The 21,794-nt window shown below is 59.7% G+C and carries 20 protein-coding genes; 10 read left to right on the top strand and 10 right to left on the bottom strand.

Annotation, left to right across the window (positions count from 1 at the left end; translation table 11 throughout):
• Positions 1–49: 49 nt before the first annotated feature.
• From OHL14_RS08840 to OHL14_RS08830, 3 genes are all read left to right on the top strand, one after another.
• Positions 50–1,285: a DUF481 domain-containing protein gene (locus OHL14_RS08840; RefSeq protein WP_263378977.1), complete on the top strand. Its 1,236-nt coding sequence runs from the start codon at positions 50–52 to the stop codon at positions 1,283–1,285.
• A gap of 151 nt (positions 1,286–1,436) precedes the next feature.
• Positions 1,437–2,201 carry a hypothetical protein gene (locus OHL14_RS08835; RefSeq protein ID WP_263378976.1) on the top strand — a complete coding sequence of 255 codons (765 nt, stop codon included), beginning with the start codon at positions 1,437–1,439 and terminating at the stop codon, positions 2,199–2,201.
• Between the two features lie 98 nt (positions 2,202–2,299).
• The gene (locus tag OHL14_RS08830) at positions 2,300–2,566 is read left to right on the top strand and encodes a hypothetical protein (protein ID WP_263378975.1); all 267 of its coding nucleotides are present in this window, start codon (positions 2,300–2,302) and stop codon (positions 2,564–2,566) included.
• Between the two features lie 19 nt (positions 2,567–2,585).
• Here the strand turns inward: OHL14_RS08830 and OHL14_RS08825 are convergent, their stop codons facing one another.
• The 3 genes from OHL14_RS08825 to OHL14_RS08815 form a co-directional block, all read right to left on the bottom strand.
• Complete coding sequence (locus OHL14_RS08825; protein ID WP_263378974.1) at positions 2,586–3,362, bottom strand: SDR family NAD(P)-dependent oxidoreductase; 777 nt, start codon at positions 3,360–3,362, stop codon at positions 2,586–2,588.
• A gap of 111 nt (positions 3,363–3,473) precedes the next feature.
• Entirely contained in the window at positions 3,474–5,051 is a 1,578-nt protein-coding gene (locus OHL14_RS20035; RefSeq protein ID WP_317890403.1) for an OmpA family protein, read from the bottom strand.
• Positions 5,052–5,216: 165 nt separating this feature from the next.
• Entirely contained in the window at positions 5,217–6,779 is a 1,563-nt protein-coding gene (locus OHL14_RS08815) for a fumarate hydratase (RefSeq protein WP_263378973.1), read from the bottom strand.
• A 105-nt stretch (positions 6,780–6,884) separates the two neighbouring features.
• Here OHL14_RS08815 and OHL14_RS08810 point away from each other — a divergent pair, with 105 nt between their 5' ends.
• Positions 6,885–7,832, top strand: a complete 948-nt coding sequence (locus OHL14_RS08810; RefSeq protein WP_263378972.1) for an ABC transporter ATP-binding protein — start codon at positions 6,885–6,887, stop codon at positions 7,830–7,832.
• A 31-nt stretch (positions 7,833–7,863) separates the two neighbouring features.
• On the top strand, positions 7,864–8,727 hold the full coding sequence (locus OHL14_RS08805) for an ABC transporter permease (RefSeq protein WP_263378971.1): 864 nt from the start codon (positions 7,864–7,866) through the stop codon (positions 8,725–8,727).
• A 186-nt stretch (positions 8,728–8,913) separates the two neighbouring features.
• Here the strand turns inward: OHL14_RS08805 and OHL14_RS08800 are convergent, their stop codons facing one another.
• Both OHL14_RS08800 and OHL14_RS08795 read right to left on the bottom strand, forming a co-directional pair.
• A complete protein-coding gene (locus tag OHL14_RS08800) occupies positions 8,914–9,375 on the bottom strand; it encodes a hypothetical protein (protein ID WP_263378970.1) in 462 nt (153 codons plus the stop codon).
• A 117-nt stretch (positions 9,376–9,492) separates the two neighbouring features.
• Positions 9,493–10,536 (bottom strand): YpdA family putative bacillithiol disulfide reductase, encoded by a 1,044-nt coding sequence (locus OHL14_RS08795; protein WP_263378969.1) that lies wholly within the window; start codon positions 10,534–10,536, stop codon positions 9,493–9,495.
• Between the two features lie 41 nt (positions 10,537–10,577).
• Here OHL14_RS08795 and OHL14_RS08790 point away from each other — a divergent pair, with 41 nt between their 5' ends.
• A complete protein-coding gene (locus tag OHL14_RS08790) occupies positions 10,578–11,336 on the top strand; it encodes a tetratricopeptide repeat protein (protein WP_263378968.1) in 759 nt (252 codons plus the stop codon).
• Between the two features lie 24 nt (positions 11,337–11,360).
• Positions 11,361–12,380 (top strand): alpha/beta hydrolase, encoded by a 1,020-nt coding sequence (locus OHL14_RS08785; RefSeq protein ID WP_263378967.1) that lies wholly within the window; start codon positions 11,361–11,363, stop codon positions 12,378–12,380.
• On the opposite strand, the gene OHL14_RS08780 is transcribed toward OHL14_RS08785, so the two are convergent.
• Positions 12,315–14,984, bottom strand: a complete 2,670-nt coding sequence (locus OHL14_RS08780) for a DNA translocase FtsK (RefSeq protein ID WP_263378966.1) — start codon at positions 14,982–14,984, stop codon at positions 12,315–12,317. The two genes, OHL14_RS08785 and OHL14_RS08780, sit on opposite strands and share 66 nt — an antisense overlap.
• A gap of 219 nt (positions 14,985–15,203) precedes the next feature.
• Between OHL14_RS08780 and OHL14_RS08775 the strand changes: the two genes are divergently transcribed.
• A complete protein-coding gene (locus OHL14_RS08775) occupies positions 15,204–15,563 on the top strand; it encodes a DoxX family protein (RefSeq protein WP_263378965.1) in 360 nt (119 codons plus the stop codon).
• 1 nt (position 15,564) lies between these two features.
• On the opposite strand, the gene OHL14_RS08770 is transcribed toward OHL14_RS08775, so the two are convergent.
• Together OHL14_RS08770 and OHL14_RS08765 are read right to left on the bottom strand one after the other, a co-directional pair.
• The gene (locus OHL14_RS08770; protein ID WP_263378964.1) at positions 15,565–16,110 is read right to left on the bottom strand and encodes a hypothetical protein; all 546 of its coding nucleotides are present in this window, start codon (positions 16,108–16,110) and stop codon (positions 15,565–15,567) included.
• A 19-nt stretch (positions 16,111–16,129) separates the two neighbouring features.
• A complete protein-coding gene (locus tag OHL14_RS08765; protein WP_263378963.1) occupies positions 16,130–17,035 on the bottom strand; it encodes an undecaprenyl-diphosphate phosphatase in 906 nt (301 codons plus the stop codon).
• 203 nt (positions 17,036–17,238) lie between these two features.
• Between OHL14_RS08765 and OHL14_RS08760 the strand changes: the two genes are divergently transcribed.
• Both OHL14_RS08760 and OHL14_RS08755 read left to right on the top strand, forming a co-directional pair.
• Complete coding sequence (locus OHL14_RS08760; RefSeq protein WP_263378962.1) at positions 17,239–18,216, top strand: amidohydrolase family protein; 978 nt, start codon at positions 17,239–17,241, stop codon at positions 18,214–18,216.
• Between the two features lie 139 nt (positions 18,217–18,355).
• The gene (locus tag OHL14_RS08755) at positions 18,356–19,531 is read left to right on the top strand and encodes a TIGR03435 family protein (RefSeq protein WP_263379075.1); all 1,176 of its coding nucleotides are present in this window, start codon (positions 18,356–18,358) and stop codon (positions 19,529–19,531) included.
• A 12-nt stretch (positions 19,532–19,543) separates the two neighbouring features.
• On the opposite strand, the gene OHL14_RS08750 is transcribed toward OHL14_RS08755, so the two are convergent.
• Together OHL14_RS08750 and OHL14_RS08745 are read right to left on the bottom strand one after the other, a co-directional pair.
• On the bottom strand, positions 19,544–20,548 hold the full coding sequence (locus tag OHL14_RS08750; RefSeq protein WP_263378961.1) for an outer membrane protein assembly factor BamD: 1,005 nt from the start codon (positions 20,546–20,548) through the stop codon (positions 19,544–19,546).
• Positions 20,549–20,642: 94 nt separating this feature from the next.
• A complete protein-coding gene (locus OHL14_RS08745) occupies positions 20,643–21,662 on the bottom strand; it encodes a threonine ammonia-lyase (protein WP_263378960.1) in 1,020 nt (339 codons plus the stop codon).
• Between the last annotated feature and the right edge of the window lie 132 nt (positions 21,663–21,794).

The following is a 21,794-nucleotide window of genomic DNA, read 5'->3' as shown; positions in this document are numbered from 1 at the left end:
GGGCCAGCACAACGGCCCGTAAGTCAAACGAAACGAAGGATATTTCTCCGTGCTCAAAAGCCTCCCTCTGTCTGCCGCCCTCGCTGTTCTTTTCGTCTCCGCGCTGGCCTATCTGCCTTCTATCTCTGCGCAGAGTGCCAAGCCCGGCGAGAAGCCGACCCCGGACGTGCTGGTTTTCACGAACGGCGACCAGCTGACCGGCCAGCTAAAGAGCGCGGCTGGCGGTAATGTAGTCTTTGCAAGCGACATGGCAGGCACTCTGACGATCTCGTTCGACAAGATCAAGGAGCTGCGATCAGGATCAAATCCGGCGCAGTTTGCGCTGCTGAAGAAGGGCGTTCCTGTGCTGAAGAGCAGTCCGGCACCGGAGGGCACGGCGACTATCGCAGAGGGCGATGTCTTGATTCATGCGGATGCTCCGGCGGGCAACAGCTCCTCGTCTTCGGAGCCTGCGAAGGTGCCGACTAAGGATGTGGACTACCTTGTGGCCAAGGCGGAGTTCGATAAGCAGATCGCTCACAAGGTAGGCTTCTTCCATGCGTGGACGGGCAGTGCGACGGCTGGAGCCACTCTGGTTCGCTCCACAACGACCGCCAACACGTTTACGGCGGCGCTGAACCTGATCCGCGCGCTGCCGACGGTGCCATGGCTGGCCCCGCGCAACCGCACTACGCTCAACGTGGTTGAGACGTACGGCAAGAACACCACGCCGACGTATATTCCCGCTCAGCCTGGTGTCGCAAACCCCAACATTGTCACGCTTTCGAGCATCTTCCACACCGATGCAGAACGGGACGAATACATCTCCCCACGGTTCTACGCTCTCGGTGATCTCTCATTCGACCACAACTATGCTCAAGGCCTGGGCTTCCAGCAGGTGTACGGCGGCGGTTTTGGCTGGACAGCGATCAAGGACGCGAAGCAGGAACTCGATCTGAAGGCTGATCTCCACTATGAAAAGCAGTCCTACATTACCAGCAGCATCAATGGGACGGTTCCCACAGTAGTGACACCTACGACGAACCTGATTGGATCCACCATCTTCCAGGGCTACCACCGTACCTTGCCCAAGAAGATGGTCTTCACGGAATCGCTGAATGTGCTGCCTGCCTTCAACGTTGCCAAGGATTACTCGGCAAACGCGAGTGCGTCGTTGGCCATTCCGGTATTCAAGCGGCTCAGTGCCAGCGTGACGACAACGGATAACTTCCTTAACGACCCGGCCGTTGGGTACAAGAAGAACTCGTACCAGTTCGTGACGGGCGTAACGTACGCCTTTCAGTAGAGCTGAAAGCACCTGGAAGTAGGTTTTTGGGGGCCTGATTCGAGAGAATCAGGCCCCCAATAGTGTTCTAATGAAAGAGTGCGAGTCTAAGACCTTACAAGCGTCTTTTCAGGCTTTCTCGCGAGTAACCCTCTCAGGAGTTCGGATTCGAATGTGTGATGTACGTAGGACAGCAGCGCGCGTAGTTTTGTTGGGTCTGGCAGCCGGTCTGCTTGCCACTGTCGCCACCCAGGCCAAGGCGCAGGTCGCCACCCAGGCCCAGATCAAACGCCGCCAAGAGGCGCATGCGCGCCGCGAGACGAATGCCAGCCGCCAGGCGCGTATCCAGCGCACCATTGATGCCACCTATGGACACCGCTGGGAGGTCACGGGCGGTGGTGGATATCTGCGCTGGCACAGTGGTGAGTATCTGAAATCGAACAATGAAATCAGCTGGGCGGTTTCGACCAATTACTTCATCGACCCGAAGCTTTTTGTCATCGCTGATGCGCGCGGCTCGTTTGGCAACGCTCATGCACTGACGAATAACACCTACGGTATCTACAACCCGCAGATCAACGAGTATTTCTTCACGGGGGGCGCGGGCTACCGCTTCTATCGCAAGGAGCGGGTGGCGATCTCGGCACAGGCTACGGGCGGAGAGTCGTGGGGCATCTTCTCGGGTGGTGCGAAGGGGTACAACTCCAACCAGACGGGGACTTGGAACGACGGCTTTGCCCCGGCGTTTACGCTGGGCGTGAACCTCGACTACAACATCTTCCCGAACCTTGCATTCCGTGTGGCACCTGCATATGTGGGCACCATGTTCCGCGCATCGACACCAAGTGGCAGTGGCGTGGAAAGCGGCACGGGCTCGCGCTCGCTTCAGAACAACGCCGGCTTCAATATGGGCGTGGTGTATCGGTTCGGCAAGTAAGGTGTCAGCATAAAACTAGAAGAGGCCCGGCGAAATGTGCCGGGCCTCTTCTAGTTGTGGCGTTCGCTGGTTTTGCACGACAGGCGTAGAATAGCGATATGTCTAAAGGCTGGGAGTCGAAGAACGTGGAAGAGCAACAAGCCGCCGCCGCAGGAACCGACCACAGAACTGTAGCCGCCGATAAGGACCTCGCCGCCAAGCGCGAGGAGGCTGATCGGAAGCGAAGGATCCAAGCATTGGAGATGCAGCGTGAGCGCATCCTCTCCGAGCGCACCTCAAGTCCGCATCGGCGCAACGCGCTGGAAGTGGCTTTGGGTGAGATCGAGCATCTGTTACAGGAACTTGGCTGGGCGTTAAAGCTCTAAGCTTTTGTAGCCGCCCGCACTAGCTCTTGCGAGTGACGACGTAGGCGCTTGCCTGCGCAGTGGGAGTAATCAACACACTTTGAATCGTGACGTGAGCTGGGCGCGTAGCGGCCCAGACGATCGTCTCTGCTATGTCTTCTGCTGTGAGTGGATCGATGTTCGCGTACGTTTTCGCAGCCCGCTCGCTGTCGCCGCGGAAGCGCACCAATGAAAACTCGGTTTCGACCATGCCGGGATCGACCGTAGTGACGCGTACAGGCGTTCCATTGAGGTCGATGCGCAGACCGTCGCTGATGAAGCGCTCTGCAGCCTTGGTGGCGCAGTAGACGCCACCATTAGGGTAAGCGGCGTGTCCCGCTATCGACCCGAGGTTAATGACGTGACCGCTTCCGCGCTCCACCATCCCGGGAACGATCGCTCGCGTGACATAAAGCAGACCCTTCACATTGGTATCGATCATCTCTTCCCAATTTTGAATGTCGTCCTCATACATTTTGGTGAGGCCTCGACTCAGGCCGGCATTGTTGACAAGGATCTCGACAGCCTTCCACTCATGGGGCAATCCTGCGATCGCGTTGGCGACGCCCTCGCGGCTCTGCACATCGAGTGCGAAGGTATGCACGTCGGCGGCACCAGCCTCGCGAAGCTGCGGTTCGACGGCGGAGAGTTTATCCGATCGGCGACCACAGATCATGATCTTTGCGCCGAGTTTTGCGAACTCCAGAGCAGTTGCCGTGCCGATGCCTGCGGTCGCGCCAGTGACGAAGACGATCTTGTTTTTGAGTGACAGTGCCATAGAGAGATGATGCCATAGCGGCGGAAAGGTCGCAGGGTTGGTCGCAAGGTTGTGATAGACGTAAAAAGGCCGCGGCAGTTTCGCCGCGGCCTTTTTACAATGTGGATGCGCTTACTGCTGCGCGTCCGGATTGCTCTGCTGCACTCCGATTGCATCGCCAGAGACCACGAGATTTACGCGGCGATTCTGCTGGCGGCCAGCGGCAGTGCCATTGTCTGCAACAGGGTGCGTCTTGCCATAACCATGGGCGGTGACGTTGCCTGTGGGTACACCATTCTGCGTGAGGAAGTCAGCGACTGCGTTGGCGCGATTCTCGCTGAGCTTCTGGTTGTAATCATCACCACCAACAGAGTCGGTATAGCCTTCGACCTGCACCTTCAGGCCCGGGTAGAGCTGCAGGATAGTCGCAACCTTTGCGAGCGAAACCTGTGTTGCGGGCTTGATGCTGTACTTGCCGGTATCGAAGAGTACGTCGCTCATGTTTACGATGAGGCCACGAGCGTTTTCTGTCGTAGCGAGGACTGAGTTAAGCTGTGCGCGCAGTTTCTCGCGAGTAGCCTGAGCGCTGTCTTCGCTGGCCTTAGCCTGCTTTGCAGCCTCAGCAGCCTGGGCACGAGCCTCTGCCGCTTCGGCATCAGCCTTAGCCTTAGCCGCCTCAGCCTGAGCCTGTGCGAGAGCCGCCTGCTGTGCCTGCTGCTGTGATGCAGCAGCCTGTGCCGCCGAAGCCGCTGCATCGGCTTGAGCCTGGTTCTTGGCTTCCTGAGCCAGGCGCTGACGTTCATCGGCCTGCTTACGCAGCGAGGTCAGGCGAGCATCCTCTGAACGTTGTACAGCCTGACGAGCGTACGTGATCTCCATCTTCTCGTCGCGGTGCTTGTTGCTGTCCATATCGTCAGCGTTCTTCAGGTCCGTGCGAACCTCCGCCATGATATCCGCAGCATACTTATCGGCACCGGCTGCAATCGCGATACGCGCGGCATTGTGCGCCTCGTACAGCTCAAGCGGCGAGTGTTCGTTGCGAGTGATCGGATCCATGATCGTCTTCGATCCTTCGGTGTTCGCGTACAGACCCTTGGGCAACAAGCTGTAATGAATGCTCACATGCTCGAGCACGCCCTGCGTCTTGTCGGAAAACATATTCTGCAGCACGATCACGTCGCTCGGCTGCGATACGGCGTAGTACGGCTCAGCTGTCACGATCATGCCGAAGGATTGGAAGGAGGTCGTAACCTCGATGTTGTTTTTTGTACCTGCGGGAAGCACTTCACCGAGATTCTGAGGGCGACCGTCAGCGGAGATAGCCCAGAGGACGTAGGTCAGATACTCGGGACCGAAGCCATTCGCAGGTGTGAGCCCTTTAAAGTTGGCCGAGATGTGAATGCCACCACGTTCGCTCTCAACCTTAGCCTCGCCCTTGCCACCAGGGAGCAGGTTGGTGCCTTCGAAGTTTACGTGTGTTGAACCGCTGCGATGAAAGTAATTGACCGCGTCGAGTTCGCGATCGACTACCTTCACGTGATAGATGAAGGTGCCGTCCTTGCCCTCTGCGACAACCTGCGCGGAACGCGCTCCTGGAGCGATAGTGGTGGGGTTAGGTTCCTGTGCAAATGCGGTTGTTGCGACGCCGCCAAGCAGACCCAGGGCCAATGCTGCGCGAACACTCTTGCGAACTTCGATCTTTCCGTACATGAACGTATCTCCTCTTGCTTGTCTGCCGCACACACACGCGTGCAGCATGACGCCGTAGTTGGCGTATCAGCTAGATGGATGCGTTCATGCGGTGGTAAGGGTGTCCGTCAGACGGCAAAGATAAAGGTTGTTTTGAGGCAACCCGATCGCGGTTTCCCTGAGCTTCTATTGCCCCAGAATGGGTACGCCAGCGACTTCCATGCTGCTGGCGATGCGCTGTTTCCACTCAGCGGGGCCGGTGATGTGGACGCTGGTTCCGAGTGTATCGACGGCCACGGTAACAGGCATATCTACGACGTCGAACTCGTAGATGGCCTCCATGCCGAGGTCTTCAAACGCGAGCAGTGTTGAGTGCTTGATGGCCTTCGAGACAAGGTAAGCCGCGCCCCCGATAGCGATGAGATAAACGGCTTTGTTATCGCGGATGGCGTCGATTGCAAGCTCACCACGCTCAGCCTTGCCGACCATGCCGAGAAGGCCTGTCTGTTCCAGCATTTGCCGCGTGAATTTATCCATGCGTGTAGCGGTGGTGGGTCCTGCGGGCCCAACGGCTTCATCGCGTACCGCATCGACGGGGCCGACGTAGTAGATGAGGCGGTTCGTGAAGTCGACGGGCAACTTTTCGCCGCGGCTCAGCATGTCGGTCATGCGTTTGTGCGCGGCGTCGCGACCGGTGAGCAACTTGCCGTTGAGCAGCAAGACGTCGCCGGGCTTCCAGGTGCTTACCTCTTCATGGGTAAGAGCATCAAGACTTATACGCTTGGCAGGTTGATCCCCGTGCAGAGGATCGTAGGTGAGCTTTGGCCAGCTTTCAAGGTTCGGCGGATCGAGGTAGACGGGGCCACTGCCATCCATGACGAAATGCGCATGGCGCGTTGCCGCGCAATTGGGGATCATCGCGACGGGAAGGTTCGCGGCATGCGTCGGGAAGTCATAAATCTTGACGTCGAGCACGGTGGTGAGACCGCCCAGTCCCTGAGCGCCGATGCCGAGAGCATTGACCTTGTCATAAATTTCGACACGCAGCTTCTCGATGTTAGTCTGCGGACCCCGTGCTTTCAACTCCTGCATGTCGATCGGGTCCATCAGCGACTGCTTGGCGAGCAGCATCGCCTTTTCTGCGGTGCCACCGATGCCGATGCCAAGCATTCCTGGAGGACACCAGCCGGCGCCCATGGTGGGAATCGTCTTCAGCACCCAGTCGACGATGGAGTCGGACGGGTTGAGCATGACAAACTTTGACTTTGCCTCGCTGCCGCCGCCCTTGGCTGCGACATTGATATCGACTTTGTTGCCGGGGACGAGTGCGACCTCGACGACACAAGGAGTGTTGTCCTTGGTGTTCTTGCGGCTGAACGCGGGGTCGGCAAGGATGCTTCCGCGCAGCTTATTATCGGGGTCGAGCCATGCCTGGCGCACGCCTTCGTCGCAGATCTCCTGCAGGCTCAGAGTTGCAGTGTTGCCATCAGCGGCGACGATGCGGCAGTCGAGTCCGAGCTTGATAAAAATAGTCACGATGCCGGTATCCTGGCAGATGGGACGATGGCCTTCCGCGCACATGCGCGAGTTGACGAGGATCTGCTTGATCGCATCCTTTGCGGCGGGGCCTTGTTCGAGGTCGTAGGCGCGCGCGAGGTTTTCAATGTAGTCGACGGGATGATAGAAGCTGATGTACTGCAGCGCCGCGCGGATGCTCTCGATGAGGTCGTTCTGAAGGATGTTCGTCATGTGCTGCTCCCACGTTGATGATACTTCCAGTGTCACCTGAAGTGAGATGTCCGGTGGGACGGCGACTCTGGCCGCGTCCTATAATCAGGTGCTAAGGAAGATGCATTGAACCAGGCTATCGTCAACATCAGTGGACTGCGCAAGGTCTACAACGGAAAGACTCCTGTCACAGCAGTCGACGGCATTGACCTCAACGTCGCGCCGGGATTGATCTACGGCTTGCTCGGTCCGAATGGCGCGGGGAAGACGACCACTATCTCAATCGCGACCACGCGAGCGATCCCAACAGCAGGTTCCGTACGAATTGATGGCATCGACGTCGTTGCACATCCGGCAGTAGCGCGGCGTTCCATTGGTGTTGTGCCGCAATACAACACGTTGGATCGCTCCTGCACGGTGACTGAAAATATCTACTTCCACTGCTTATTTTTCGGTATGAACGCCACCCAGGCCAAGGTGCGGACCGCGCAGTTACTGGAGCAGTTTCGCCTGAGCGACAGGGCCGCAATGTATCCGCAGGCGCTGAGCGGTGGCTTGGCACAAAGATTGCAGATCGCGCGCGCAATCGCGCATCATCCCAAGGTGCTCTTCCTGGACGAGCCCAGCGCGGGGCTTGATCCGCAGAGCCGCATTGCGATGTGGGAGGCGGTGCAGGCGCTGCGTGCCGAGGGCATAACAGTCGTTCTGACCACACACTACATGGAAGAAGCCGACGAGCTGTGCGACCGGCTGGCGATCATCGACCACGGAAAGATTCTGGTGGAAGATACGCCGGCAGTCCTAAAAGCAAGCATTGGAGGCGACAAGATCTTCGAGCTGCGCATGGGCGACAGCGATACAGTACAGCTACAGTCGCGGCTGCGCGAACTGTCCGGCGTAAATGTGGTGGAGCCTATCGGCGGAGGTCTGCGCGTGCTGGCCAAGGCGCAGGATGGCGTCCTGGCGAGCGTCGTGACCACGGCAAGCCAATACGGCCTGCGCGATGTCGTAACGACGGAGCCGAGCCTGGAGACGGTGTTTATCCGGCTGACGGGCCGCGATCTGCGGGAGTAGCTTTTTAGATACAGAGATTAGGGACAGGGCAATGAGCGAAGTAGTGGCAACGGGTAACGATGTGCGGATGGCGATCTACACCCGCGCCTTTCTGGGGCTGATGCGGCGTGACTTCCGCGTGCTGAGTCGCGAGCTTGTGCCGTTCGTGATCCGCGTCGCGATGAACCCATTGCTGTTTCTGTTCGTCTTCACCTACGTCATGCCACACATGAGCGGCGGTGCCGGGGCGATGGGGCCAGCATCGCAGATGGCAGGGGTTGCGGGCAGCGGTGGTTTCGGAACGGTGCTACTCCCGGGCTTGATGGCCGTGGCGATTATGTTTTCTGGCATCGCTGCGGTGGCGCTGCCACTGGCGACCGAGTTCGGCGTCACGCGCGAGATCGATGACCGCGTCATGTGTCCTCTGCCAGTCGCTGCGGTCGCGGCGGAGAAGATCGTGTTCTCGGCGATCCAGAGCGTGGTCGCTGCCGCGCTGGTCTTTCCGCTGGCGTACTACATTCCGTCGACGCCGGTGCACGTGCGAATCGACAGCTGGTTGTTCCTGATCGCGGTGGTGATTCTGGCTAGCCTCGTAGCAGGCGCTCTCGGGCTGACGATCGGCACAAGCGTTCAGCCGAAGCAGATCGGGTTGATCTTCGGCGTGGTCGTGGTGCCGATCACCTTCCTCGGCTGCGTGTATTATCCGTGGGCCGCGCTGGGCAAAGATCCGCACATACATTGGCTTCAGATTGCTGTGCTTGTAAATCCAATCGTATATATGAGCGAGGGCCTTCGCGCTGCGTTGACGCCTTCGGAGCATATGGCAGAATGGCAGATTCTTGCAATGCTGGTCTTCTTCCTCGCGCTGCTAACCTGGGTCGGAATGAAGGGCTTCGCTCGGCGTGTGCTTAGCTGAAGCAGCACTTTCTGAGACGTGGTCTTTGCCTTAGGATGTGGTGCTTTAGGGCTAAAGGCCCGTCCTATATCAGCCTAGGCCGAAGGCCTAGGTAAAGATGCATTTGAGTCCTAAAAGCGCTGTAAGCGCGACATAAGATCGCCGCCTAAAACCTCTAAGGCTTACATCTACGAATACATGGCGCTCTCAGACGTTGCGGAAGGTCTTCGCCGCTTTGTAGGTGAAGTAGATGAAGAAGACCAGCAGCAATATCTGACACACAGGCACCGCGATCGCCGGGAGCGCGTGCAGGAACGGAATCTTCTGGAAGCTCTGCACAATCAGCACCAGCGTATTGAAGAACTGCGCAACCATCGCAGACACCGCGTAAGTCCGCTTCCATCCACCTTCGAGCTTCTTTGCATAGAGCGCGATGAGCGCGACTGCCAAAATCAGCAGCGAGAGCACGCCGAGGATGATGCCTGGAGTGACCTTAGTGATTGGGTAAAAGAAGCCGGTGACACTGGTGAGGATTGTGGTGACGAGGAACAGCGTGTTCCAAAGGCTGGGCAGGCGATCTTTCAAAAGACTGAAAAGCACGATGAAGCCGGTCAGGATCCCGATAAGGCTGATAACGACGTGCAGAAGGGTAAAGGCGGCGGTGCTCATGCCGAGGATCATGGGCGCTCACTTTCCAGACTATGCGTTTATGACGGTGACGACATTGGCTGTCGTGGCCCTGTTATATCTGGAATCCAACTCCGCCGCAACGTGATTCTATCTTCATCATTCTGCGGCGTAGGTGTGTTGCGGGGCCTCCGGGGCCTCCACCGAGGCATTGCGAAGCTTGTTCGCGAGATCAGCAGCAATGACCGCGCCGTGGAAGCGACCGTTCTCGATGAAGACTTCATTGGTGCGTTCGCCCGCAACAATTACGCCAGCCAGATAAAGCCCCGGGACGTTCGATTCCAGCGTGGCCGGATCGCACACGGGGCAACGCGCGTTCTCCATATCCAGGCGGACGCCGAGCGACTCAAGAAAGCCGAAGTCTGGATGATAGCCCGTGAGCGCGAAGACAAATTGGTTCGGGATCGTCAGCGGTCCCCCGGGCGTCAGCAGCGTCACGCCGTCCTCGGTTATCTGGCTGACAGTGGTGTTGAAGTGCGCAACGATTTCGCCGTTCTTGATGCGATTCTCGATATCCGGCTTGATCCAGTACTTGATGTGGCGATGCAACTCCGCGCCGCGATGCACCATCGTTACGCGTGCACCGTGGCGGTACATCTCCAATGCAGCGATGGCGGCGGAGTTCTTGCCGCCGATCACCAGCACGTCCTGCCCGAAGTAAGGGTGCGGCTCGTCGTAGTAATGCTTCACCTTGGAAAGCTCTTCGCCGGTAATACCGAGGTAGTTCGGCAGATCGTAGTAGCCAGTGGAAACGATCAACTTGCGCGTGGTGTGCGTCTTCCTCCGGCCGAAGCGATCGGTGACGTGCACGCTGAAGTTGCCATCGCTGCCCGTCACGCTGTCGACGTTTTCGTACTGGCGTACGTCCATACGGTAGTGCTCGGAGACCTTTCGGTAGTACTCGAGTGCCTCCATACGCGTCGGCTTCTGGTTTGGCGAAGAAAACGGCATGTTGCCGATCTCCAGCAGCTCCGGCGTGGTGAAGAACGTCATGTTCGCCGGATAGTGGAAGAGGGAGTTCGTGAGGCAGCCCTTGTCGACTAGCACGGTCTTCAGCCCGGCATTCTGCGCAGCGATGGCACAGGCCAGCCCGGTAGGTCCTGCGCCGACAACGAGTACGTCGTACATTGGCTCTTCGCTCATACCCTCTATTGTAGGGAACCGCGCGATACGATGGGAGAGTGATGGCTGGTTTCGGATTCAAGACAGGCATAGCGCTACTGCTGGTGACAGCTGCGGTAAACGCACAGAGCGTCCCGCAGGGTGGTCCATCCGAGGGCAAGCAGGCACTCGCCAGCGGAGACTTCGCGAAGGCGAAAACAATCTATCAGGGGTACCTGAAGACCCACGCCGGCAGCGTTCCCGGCGAGCTGGGTCTGGCGGATGCGTTGCTCGGCCTGCATGAGTACGAAGCAGCGGAGCAGGAGTACCGGAGCATTACCGCCGCGCAGCCCGAACTTTGGATCGTCCATAAAAATCTGGTGTTGATCGAAGCCGCGCTGGGCCGCTGGGATGAGTTTGATCGTGAGCGCGCTGTGCTGCGTGCGGCACGGGAGCGCGGTGCGCCGGGCATCTCTGCACGAGAAAGCGACGTGATCGACAGCATCACCGTGCGCGGCAAGCGCTGGATCGTGCGGGAATACTATGAGCCGGTAGGGCGCTCACAGACCCGGTACAACTTCGAGCAGTTTTCGCCGGATGGCAAGGTGAAGGCCTTCATCTCGCTGGAGTCCGAGGCTGCTGCGAAGGCGGCCGCCGTGGGTGGAAGCGTCGCCATTGGCGGTGAGCCCAAGGTCAATGCCGATGTGCTCTCAAAGGGGCAGGCCTTGAACTGGTACACGGGCAAAGCGCACGGCACCATCGCCCGCTATCCCCGCGAGGAGCCGAAATACGAGACCCTGCGGGCAGCCGTTGTGCGCTGGTTACGCATCCAAACTCTCTAGTCACAAACCTTTGGGAGTAGCAGGATGGCACTCCGCACCTCATTTCGTTCGCTCGGTCTCCGCATAGGCTACGTCCTTGCGGGGATCTACGTCGTGGCGACGCTTGCGATGGGTATCGTGCTGGCAGAGTTCTTTCTGCATCTCCCCAAACGCCATGTCGAGGACGGAATGGTGTTCAGGACCCGCGTGTGGCATCAGTTTCACGCCAGCGTCGAAGATGTTTCGGTGAAGGCTGCGGACGGCGCAGTGCTGAAGGCATGGTACGTTCGGCCCCCGAAGCCGCGTGGCGAGGCCGTGCTGCTGCTGCATGGCATCACCGGCAACCGTGTCGATCCCTCCGGCTTTGGCGACATCTTCTTGAAGCAGGGATACTCTGTATTGCTCCCTGACTCGCGAGAGCATGGCGAATCCGGCGGCCGCATCGCGACCTACGGCATTCTGGAGCGCGAAGATGTTCGCCGCTGGGTTGGCTTCGCACGCAAACGCGATCCCGGCTGCACCTATCTGCTGGGTGAGTCCATGGGAGCTGCGATCGGCCTGCAGGCCACCTCTGTGACGCCGCAGTTGTGCGCCGTGGCCGTGGAGTCTCCCTATGCGAACTTTCGCGAGATCAGCTACGAGCGTCTCGGGAATGAGACGCACCTGGGGACATTGTTCTGGAAGACGCTCGGACGACCGGCTGTAGAGGTTGCGATCGTGTACGCTCGGATTCGCTATAAGGTCTATCTTCCGGATGCGGCTCCGGGTAAAGCGGTCGAAAACTCCCGCGTACCGACCCTGCTGATTGCAGGCACGGAAGATCGGGACATTCCCATGCACCACGCGCAGGAGTTACTGGCGCGCTGCGAAAAGCATTGCTGGCTGTGGATCATACCCGGCGCAAGCCATGGTGGCGCTTCCACCGTGGTGCCGGTGACCTTTGAGTTCAGTGTGCTGGACTTCTTCCAGAAACACGATCATGCGAAGCTGGTCCCGCGCTTAGCGAAGAGCGGAATCGACCTCGGCATAGTAGGTGGGAGCTTTCAGGATCTCGCGGGGCTTTGATCCATCTGCCGGACCGACAAGACCGTCGCGCTCCATCATGTCAATGAGGTGAGCGGCGCGACCGTAGCCGATGCGCAGACGACGTTGCAGCAGGGAAGTTGAAGCCTTGCCGAACTCAAAGACCAATCGGACTGCGTCGTCAAAGAGAGCGTCGTTGTCGTCGCCATCGTTCGCGCTGCCGCCCTCGGCGTTGCCCTTCTCATCCTTCGGACCTTCGAGGAAGCCTTCGACGTACTCGGCTTCGCCCTGTGCACGCCAGAAGGCAGTCACCGCTGCAATCTCTTTCTCCGTGACGAACGGAGCGTGTACGCGCTGCAACCGCGAGGTACCGGGCGGCAGGAAGAGCATGTCGCCGCGACCCAGCAGGCTCTCGGCACCATTGGAGTCGATGATGGTGCGTGAATCGACCTTGGTGGCGAGACGGAAGCTCATGCGCGTTGGCACGTTCGCTTTGATGAGACCCGTGATGACATCTACAGAGGGACGCTGCGTCGCGAGTACGAGGTGAATACCGACGGCGCGAGCCATCTGCGCGAGGCGTGTGATGGCCTCTTCCACGTTTGCACGGTCCAGCATCATCAGATCGGCAAGCTCGTCGATGACGATCATGATGTAGGGCAGCGGTTCCTGGTTTACGTCCTCGAAGAGGTACTCGCTGCCGTTGTCGAAGAGCTTGTTGAACTGGTCGATGTTGCGAACATGGTTCGCCGCGAGAAGCTTCAGGCGGCGCTCCATCTCGCGCACGGCGTTGCGCAGGGCGTTCGCAGCCAGTTTGGCCTCGGTGATGATCGGCGTGAAGAGATGGGGAATGCCTTCGTACATGCCAAGCTCGACCCGCTTGGGATCGACGAGGATCATGCGCACCTGCTCGGGTGTGGATTTGAACAACACGCTCATGATCATCGCGTTGATTGCTACCGACTTACCTGAACCTGTAGAGCCAGCGATGAGCACGTGCGGCATCGAGGCTAGATCGGCTGTGACGATGCGACCGCTGATGTCTTTGCCGAGAGCAATTGCCAGGCGCGACTTGCTCTGTGCGAAGCTTTCGCACTCGACTACATCACGTAACCAGATCGTCTCGCGATCGCGGTTCGGTACCTGAATGCCAACGGTGGACTTGCCGGGCATGCGCTCGATCAGGATGGACTCAGCTGCCATGGCGAGGCAGAGATCGTCGGCCAGGCCGGTGACGCGCGCATACTTCACACCGGCGTCGGGGCGGAACTCGAAGGTGGTGACAACGGGACCTGGATTGATCTGTTCGACATTGCCGTCAACGCCGAATTCGCCGCACTTCTCGACCAGGACCTTGGCTTCGGCACGAAGCTCGTCCTCGCGCACCTGCGCGTGTTCTTCCGAATGGAAGAGCAGATCGCTGGGTGGCAACTTGTAACCGCGGATGGACTTCGGCGTGATCGCGACGGAGCGCATGTCTGCGTCCGCTCGCTTGCCGAAGGCGATGTTCTGCTCGCGGATGTCGGCGGTTGGCGAGGGCATCGGCGGCAGGGCGGGAGCGGCGGGACGTTGCACCAGCTGCGGCTTCAGTGGTTGGAACGGCTGCGCTGGCTGCTGCTGAGGCTTGGACAGGATGGGCGCTGGTGCAGCGCGCTCAGGCGAGTTGAGCCAGTCGTCAGCTTCTTCTTCAGTCTCGTTGAAGGGAAGCGGGCGATTGGTGCTGGCGCTCAAAGGCATCGCTGCAGTCGCAAGCTCTGCTGCATACGGCGCAGCGGCTGCAGAAGCGACGTGAAGGCTTGTCGCTCCAACGGTGTCAACGTGCGTGCGGGGAATGGACTCCCACATCGACGGCGGCGCTGTAGATGCGGCTGCTTCGGCTTCGAGAGCTTCTTCGTCGGTCTGCTTGCGACGGCTGAACCAGCGGAAGAAGCTGCTGAGCAGGGAAGTGCTCGCTGGCGCGGCAGCTGGTTCTGCGGCTGTGGTGGCAACTGAGGGAGTCGGTTCAAAGGTGTCGAACCTGCCGTCAGCGTTGGCTTCTTTGTGTCGTTGGCGGCGGGCGGCAATGCCGTTGCCGATGCTGCTGAGGAACCCGAAGTGCGAACCGAACCATTCGCTGGCCGTAGACAGCGTGAAGCTTGTAGCGAGATAGAGCGAGAGCAGCACCATGAGGCAGCAGAGGATCGCTGTTCCGGGCAGATTAAGACTGTGAATCAGTGCGTCCGAGAGTAGACGACCTTCGACGCCGGAGATCGGAATTGCATGCTTGTAACGCAAGCTGAAAGGAAGCAGCGCGATGGTTGCAGGAGCGAAGACCAGCCACAGAACGAGGCCGCAAACGCGGGACATCGTGGAGCCGACAGGACGCGATCGCACCCAGGAGACGCCGATGCTTGCGAGCACTACAGGCAGGAACAGGACAGCGATACCGAGCGATTGCAGCAGGATGTCGGAGAGATAGGCGCCGAAGCTGCCGATCCAATTGTGAGCGACAGCCGACGTTGCAGCGGAGTTCAGCGATGGATCGGTTGGCGTGTAGGTGAGCAGCGAGAGGAGAAGCGCGCCAGCGGCGACCAGCACGACGATGCCGAGCATCTCGTTAAGTCTGCGGTTGCGGGTCGGGGCGATGGAAAGACGATTTGGCTTCATAAATGGGTGCGCGCGGTTGCAGGTTTCATGCTTCGCCTTTCAGACCCGAAAGCGGGCGTGCGAGGACGTGCGACGAACGACGTACAAACCGGGAACAACCAGAGCAGTTTCATTGTTCCACGCGAACAAGCGGTGAAAACGTGTGTTTGGCGGGGGAACCAGAGTGGTGACGGGGCGGTGAACTTGCGCCCGATCAAATCGCGTGGGCTACAGTGGCGTATGCGCGTTGGACGTCTGGTGATGGGGCTGCTGTATATCGGTGCAGGTACGGTGCACTTTGTCGCAACGAAGAACTACGTGCACATCATGCCTGCGTATCTGCCGGACCCTCGCGCGCTGGTGCTCATCAGTGGTGCGGCTGAGATCGCCGGGGGGCTTGGCGTGCTCGTTCCGCAGACGCGACGGTCGGCGGCGTGGGGGCTGGTGGCCCTGCTGGTGGCGGTGATGCCTGCGAACCTCTGGATGGCGCAGCATCCTGAGCTGGTGCCGAGCGTGCCGGTGTGGCTGCTATGGTTTCGGCTGCCGTTGCAGTTGCCGTTGATGTGGTGGGCTTACCGGTACACGAAAGCTGATGTGTAGCTCATGGCTGCAACAGAGTTGACTTCGTGTTGGAGGGCGGCGCTTCGTGCGATTCCCACCACGAACCAACGCCGAACAGAAGGCCCATCGCGACGAGTACGCATGATGATGCGGTACCGTCATTTTCTTCAATTTGCCAACCGGCGCTCGTTCCACTAAGAACCGCGAGCTTCAATAGGGAGTGGTCGTACTCGACCGTGCGAACTTGCACCCTTTCCCCGTCATAGATTTGCGTCCCGCTGTAGTGGGAATGAACCTGTGTCGCGGGACCTTCGGGCGGGCTCACATAGAAATTGGAACTCTGATACTTTCCATTCGACTGATGAAGGTTGGCTATCGTTCCTATCGTGCTCAGCCGAGGTGAAGTACGAATCAAGTAGAAGTCTGTAGCTCCGAAGAATAGAAATGCCAACCCTCCGATCGCCATGCCAAGTGAGAGAAATTTACGTCTCTTGATCGGAGACCTAGATTTCTGAGAGCCATAGATCATTAACACTAACCCAGCGACGATGAGACAGAAAAAGACCTTACCTACGATAGCTTCCATATCTCCTCCGTCGCCGAATTTAGTATCCGAGGTGATGCAGGTAGAACACGCCGCCGCTCGCGCACAGGCAGTAGATGCCGAAGAGGTGCCACTTGCCGCTTTCGAGCCAGCTTGAAAGCCAGCGCAGCGCGGCCAGGCCTGCGAGGAAGCTGAAGACCATGCCGAAGACGGCTGCGACGACGCTCGCGTGCAGGTCGAGCGGAAGACCAGCGGCTGCGGCTTCGTGCTTGGCATGAAGCAGGCGCAGGACCTCGCGGGCGACGACCGGCGGCGTCAGGATCACGGCGAGGGCGAAGCTGAAGCGTTCGGCGCGCTCGCGGTTAGCGCCGGTGAGCAGGCCGGTTGAGATCGTTGCGCCGGAGCGCGAGAAGCCGCGGAAGGGAAGGCAGAGGCCCTGCACCGCGCCCATCCATCCAGCCTGGGAGAAGGTGACGTTGTCGCCGGAGCGCGAGATGCTGCGCTCGTAGGCGTTGGTGGCGTGCGCTTCGGCATCGCGGCCTTTGAGCCCGGCCCACAGGATCAGCAGGCCGACAGCGAAGAGGGCAGCACCGACGATGTCGAGGCGGCCGAAGAGGTCTTCGATCTCAGCCTTCGGAGCTCCGGGGAAGGCGAGGTGCGCGACCAGCTTCTGTAGCGGGTAGCCGATGATGCCGGTGAGTGCTGTGGCCCAGATCGCGCGGATGGCGAAGCGCTTGAAGGCGTCTTCGGAGTAGAAGTAGGCGCGCTTCCACTGGTTCCAGAAGTAGACGATGACGGCAAACATGGTGCCGGTGTGGAGCATGACGAGGACCAGCGTCATCGCAGGCGAGGACGGGTCGAGGTGCATCAGCTTTTCTGCTACGACAACGTGTGCGGAGCTGGAGACAGGGAGCAGTTCGGCGAGGCCTTGGACGATCGCCAGGACGAGAACTTTCAACAGAGACATAGAGTGATTCTAAAGCGAAGCATGAGCGAAGCATTGTGAATTGCAAAGGCTGTGGCCGAGTGTCCACAGAGAGTCACTGTTTTGGTTCATCACAGATATTTGTCGGCTTATCGCAAAAGACTGATTGCGGAAGGGTAACGGAGTGCTGAGCGCGGATCGGCGGGACGCGAATCCCGCGGTTCTCTTTTGGCATCAGAAGCTGCATGACGAAGACGATCACTTTAGAAGAGCATTTTGTAACGCAGGATTTCCTGAAGGCTGCAGGCAGCTATGGACAGGATGGATCCAGCGCCATGATGGGCATGCGCGAGAAGCTGCTGGATCTCGGGGCGGGACGTATTGCGGCGATGGACGAGGGTGGGATCGATCTGCAAGTGCTGAGCCTTGCTGCGATGGGTGGGGACGAACTTGCTCCCGCGGAGCAGACGGCGGTCTTCCGTGGAGTGAACGATGAAGCTGCCGCCGCAGTGAAGGCGAACCCTGACCGGCTGGCGTCGTTTGCGACGGTGGCCCTGAAGCAACCGGCTGAGGCGGCCAAAGAGTTGGAGCGCTGCGTCACCAAGCTCGGCTGCAAGGGAGTGTTCGTCGATGGAACCACCTCTCTGAACGGCGAGGTCAAGTTTTTGGATGCGCCTGAGTTTCTGCCTGTGCTGGAGGCGGCGGTGGCGCTGCATGTGCCGGTGTATTTGCACCCTGCTCCGCCGCCGAAGGTGGTGGAGACTGCTTACTTCTCGGGCCTGCCGGCGGAGGCGGGGCACCTGCTGTCAATCGCCGGTTGGGGCTGGCATGCGGAGACGGGCCTGCATGTGTTGCGGATGATTGTGAGCGGCGTTTTCGACCGTCTGCCAACGCTACAATTGATCGTGGGCCACATGGGCGAGTTCATTCCCTACGCGCTGGCGCGTTCCAATCGGGGCCTGACTGCGGTGAGTCCGCATCTGAAGCGGAGTGTGACCGAGACGCTGCTGGAGCAGGTACACATCACCACGAGCGGCTACTTTACGCGACCTCCGTTTGAGTGCTGCCGCGAGGTGGTTGGCCTGGAGCGGATGATGTACTCGGTGGATTATCCCTTCAGCCCGAACACCCGCGGCAAGGAGTTTCTGGCATCGCTTGAACTGAGTGAGGCGGAGATGGACGCGCTGCGAGGTGGAAATGCGGCGAAGGTGCTGAAGCTCTAAGTCGATCATCATCGCTAATTTCTGTGACGTAGATTCATTAGTCGGCACTATGATGGAGGTCGTCTGCATACCGCTGCTTCAGCGGGAACGTCTAAGCAGGCAGTATCCATCCTTTGCAGGCAGGTGACCTTACGTGAATATGACGCACAAGCTGTTCCGTGGCGTGGCTGCGGTAGCCCTTCTTGGATCACCGATCTACTTTGGCGCTTGGAATTGTCCTCAGATATTTGCACAGGCGCCTGCCAAGTCTGGCATCGACGATACCTGGCAGGGAACGCTGCATGTGGGCAAGGACCTGCGTCTTGTGCTGAAGATCTCAAAGGCACCCGATGGATCGCTGAAGACCTCGTTCTACAGCATCGATCAGGGTGGGCAGGCCATCCCTGTGAAGACGACGACTTTTGTCGATGGCGAGTTGAAGCTCGATGTCGACGACATCGGTGGCACGTATGACGGCAAGATCTCGCCGGACAATAATACGATTCCGGGTGAATGGAAGCAGGGTGACAAACCGCTGCCGCTGATCCTGGTGCGAGCTACTCCGGAGAGCGCGTGGGAGATTCCTGAGCCCCCGCCAAAGATGAAGCCGATGGCGAAGGACGCTGATCCGAGCTTTGAGGTCGCCACGATCAAGCTGACGCCGCCTGACTTTCAGGGCAAGGGCTTCGGTGGGCCTCCGGGACACTTTGGAACCCGCGGCACCACGCTCAATGACCTGCTGATGTTTGCGTACAACGTGCATACCCGGCAGATTGCCAATGGACCCGACTGGCTGGGTACCGAGAAGTTCGACATTGAAGGAAAGTCCGATACACCGGGCGCACCTACCGACACGCAGGAACGCACCATGATGAAGAAGCTGCTGGTGTCGCGGTTCGGGCTGAAGTTCCACGTGGAGAAGCGGGAGATGTCGGCGTATGTCCTGACGGTCGCCAAGGGTGGACCGAGCCCGAAGATGACCAAGAGCACGGTCGATCCGACGGACAACAGCTCGTTCTACTTCACGAAGCTTGGGCGCCTGACGATCCGCAACATCACGATGGACGATTTTTCGCACTGGATGCAGACGGTGCTGGATCGGCCGGTGATCGACCGCACGAGCCTGCCCGGGCATTTCGACGGAAAGCTGAACTGGACGCCGGATGAGACGCAGTTCGCGGTGTTCGGGGCGCACATCACTCCAACGGAGGAGGCCGATGCGCCACCGGACCTTTACAAGGCGATTCAGGAGCAGCTTGGGTTGAAGCTAGAGTCGATGAAAGTGCCGGTGGAAGTGCTGGTGTTGGACCACGTGGAGAAGCCGAGCGAGAACTAGGCTTGTAGTCGGCTAGTCGCGGTCGCTGCCGTAGATGGGGATGCCCTGTGCCACGCGGAAGGCGATGCTGGTGGCGCGGGGGGCATAGTCGGATTTGGGGTAGTCGTGCAGGAGCTGGTCGGCGATGGACTGGCAGTTCTTTGCGGCGGCTGCGGAGCGCTTGGGGTCGTCGTCTAGCTTGTACATGGTGACGAGGACTCCCTGGCGATAGGCCGCGTTGTAGAGAGCTTCGGCCGTGCGCGGGCCGCCGGGGTACTGGCTCGCGTACTTCAGGTAGAGGTTCGATTCCTGATCGGGGCACTTGGGCAGGCCCTGCCAGTCGCCGCAGAGCCTGGCATCCAGCAGGTCATAGGCGGCGCGGGCGGCGTAGTCACTGTTCGGGAAGAACTTCATCACTTTTTTTAGTTCGCCGTCGTAGAGGCCGGGGCGAAGGAAGGCTTCCTGCTCGTGGGCTGAAGGCAGGGTGGAGATGTCGAACTTGTCGAGCTGCCAGCGGATGTCGGCGGCTCGGAAGAGAGCTTCGGGCGCGAGCGGGGATTCGGGGAAGTAGTCGAAGAGGCGCTGGTAGAGGCGATGCGCGGCGGCAGCGGCTCCGGCGGGAGGGTGAGGTTCACTGGCCTGGGCTTCGAGCTCGGCGGCGGCTCCGAAGAGGATGGTGTCGCCGTGCGGGGTCGTGGGGGAGACGATGCCCTTGTCGCGAATCCAGCCGGAGGAGGGGTCGGGGTTATCGTGCGGGTCCTCGAACTCGGGCTTGTTTTCGGCTTCTTCCTTGCTGTCAGTGTTGGCGAAGACGTTGACCCAGTCGCCGTTGTGCTGCTGCAAAACGACCTCGTGGCCGGGAGCGACGGTGGTGATGGGCGGGGAGGAGCTATCGGCGGTGACGTAGACGTTGGCGGTGTGGAGAACTGTGGCGCGGGCGGCGTTGTCGTAGCCGGAGGCGTTGGGGTTGCGTTTCTTCTGGGCGTGCAGAAGTGTAGGAATAAGCAGGAGAGTAATGAGGGTGGAGCAGGTTCGCATGGTTCTCAGTTGTCCGTTCTCAGTTGGTCGGGAGAAGCTTTCCGGCTATGCCTTATTGGGAAATTACAACTGAGAACGGACAACTGACAACTTCCTACAGGTTCGTGGTGAGAAGCTCGGCTTCAAGTTCGGCGCGGAGATTGGGGTCGATGTTGCCGCCGGAGACGATGGCGACGATGGTCTTTGCGGGGGGAAGCTCGTCGGCGTGGAAGAGGGCAGCGGCGAGGGTGATGGCTCCGCTGGGTTCGGCGACGATGTTGGTGGCGTCGAGGATGATGCGGGTGGTGAGACGGATTTCGGCTTCGGTGACGGTGACGATGCCGTCGGTGAAGGCGAGGATGTGTTCGAAGTTGAGCGCGCCGAGGGACTGGGTGCGGAGACCGTCGCAGAGCGTGCGGGTGGTTTCGGCGGCGGACCATTCGGTGAGGGTTTTGGTGTCGAAGGACTGCTTGGCGTCGGCGGCGACTTCGGGTTCGCAGCCGTAGACCTTGGGCGCGGCGATGTGCGCATCTTCGGCAGCGAGCTTGATGCCGATGGAGACGCCGGAGAGCAGGCCGCCGCCGGAGACGGGCGAGAGAACGAGGTCGACCTGCTGGCATTGCTGCAGGATTTCTATGCCGCAGGTGGCCTGTCCGGCGATGATGGCGGGGTCGTCGTAGGGCGGGACCATGGTGTAGCCGTGGGCAGCTTCTAGCTCTTCGGCCTTCAGTTTGCGGTCGCTGCTGGCGTTGCCGACGAGGACGATCTCAGCGCCGAGCGCCTCGGTTGCCTCGCGCTTCACCTGCGGGGCGTTCGACGGCATCACGATGACGGCCTTGGAGCCGAGGGCGCGGGCCGAGTAAGCGACGCCCTGCGCGTGGTTGCCGGAGCTGTAGGTGATGACGCCGCGCTGCAGCTGCTCCGGGGTGAGCTGCGCGATCTTGTTGTAGGCTCCGCGGAGCTTGAAGCTGCCGATGGGCTGCGCGGACTCGTCCTTGAGGAAGATGCGCGCAGCAGGCTGCTTGATTCCGAAGGGCTTCAGACGATCGAGGTCGAGCTCGATGAGCGGCGTACGGACAGCGGCGGGAGCGATGCGGGCGTGGGCGGCGCGGATGTCGGCGAGGGTGATGAGCATTGTAGACAGTATAGTGGCGCGGGTCGGCCGGTTAGAAAGGGAGGGAAGGTGTGGGTCAGTTAGAGCTCGTCGGGGTTCTTCGGCTGCGCGTCTGCGACGCTTCGCTCAGAATGACGGAGCTTAGCTGGTGTG

Source organism: Granulicella paludicola, from assembly GCF_025685545.1.
In the GTDB taxonomy this organism is placed as follows: domain Bacteria; phylum Acidobacteriota; class Terriglobia; order Terriglobales; family Acidobacteriaceae; genus Granulicella; species Granulicella paludicola.
This window is presented reverse-complemented; position numbering and strand designations above follow the sequence as displayed.

Coding starts and splice junctions, on each gene's coding strand:
- OHL14_RS08825 (WP_263378974.1), bottom strand. CDS start 3,362: ATGGCACTGTCACTCAAAAACAAGATCGTCTTCGTCACTGGCGCGACC.
- OHL14_RS08755 (WP_263379075.1), top strand. CDS start 18,356: ATGACGCACAAGCTGTTCCGTGGCGTGGCTGCGGTAGCCCTTCTTGGA.
- OHL14_RS08835 (WP_263378976.1), top strand. CDS start 1,437: ATGTGTGATGTACGTAGGACAGCAGCGCGCGTAGTTTTGTTGGGTCTG.
- OHL14_RS08750 (WP_263378961.1), bottom strand. CDS start 20,548: ATGCGAACCTGCTCCACCCTCATTACTCTCCTGCTTATTCCTACACTT.
- OHL14_RS08770 (WP_263378964.1), bottom strand. CDS start 16,110: ATGGAAGCTATCGTAGGTAAGGTCTTTTTCTGTCTCATCGTCGCTGGG.
- OHL14_RS20035 (WP_317890403.1), bottom strand. CDS start 5,051: ATGTACGGAAAGATCGAAGTTCGCAAGAGTGTTCGCGCAGCATTGGCC.
- OHL14_RS08805 (WP_263378971.1), top strand. CDS start 7,864: ATGAGCGAAGTAGTGGCAACGGGTAACGATGTGCGGATGGCGATCTAC.
- OHL14_RS08745 (WP_263378960.1), bottom strand. CDS start 21,662: ATGCTCATCACCCTCGCCGACATCCGCGCCGCCCACGCCCGCATCGCT.
- OHL14_RS08785 (WP_263378967.1), top strand. CDS start 11,361: ATGGCACTCCGCACCTCATTTCGTTCGCTCGGTCTCCGCATAGGCTAC.
- OHL14_RS08765 (WP_263378963.1), bottom strand. CDS start 17,035: ATGTCTCTGTTGAAAGTTCTCGTCCTGGCGATCGTCCAAGGCCTCGCC.
- OHL14_RS08780 (WP_263378966.1), bottom strand. CDS start 14,984: ATGAAGCCAAATCGTCTTTCCATCGCCCCGACCCGCAACCGCAGACTT.
- OHL14_RS08790 (WP_263378968.1), top strand. CDS start 10,578: ATGGCTGGTTTCGGATTCAAGACAGGCATAGCGCTACTGCTGGTGACA.
- OHL14_RS08830 (WP_263378975.1), top strand. CDS start 2,300: ATGTCTAAAGGCTGGGAGTCGAAGAACGTGGAAGAGCAACAAGCCGCC.
- OHL14_RS08775 (WP_263378965.1), top strand. CDS start 15,204: ATGCGCGTTGGACGTCTGGTGATGGGGCTGCTGTATATCGGTGCAGGT.
- OHL14_RS08760 (WP_263378962.1), top strand. CDS start 17,239: ATGACGAAGACGATCACTTTAGAAGAGCATTTTGTAACGCAGGATTTC.
- OHL14_RS08795 (WP_263378969.1), bottom strand. CDS start 10,536: ATGAGCGAAGAGCCAATGTACGACGTACTCGTTGTCGGCGCAGGACCT.
- OHL14_RS08815 (WP_263378973.1), bottom strand. CDS start 6,779: ATGACGAACATCCTTCAGAACGACCTCATCGAGAGCATCCGCGCGGCG.
- OHL14_RS08800 (WP_263378970.1), bottom strand. CDS start 9,375: ATGAGCACCGCCGCCTTTACCCTTCTGCACGTCGTTATCAGCCTTATC.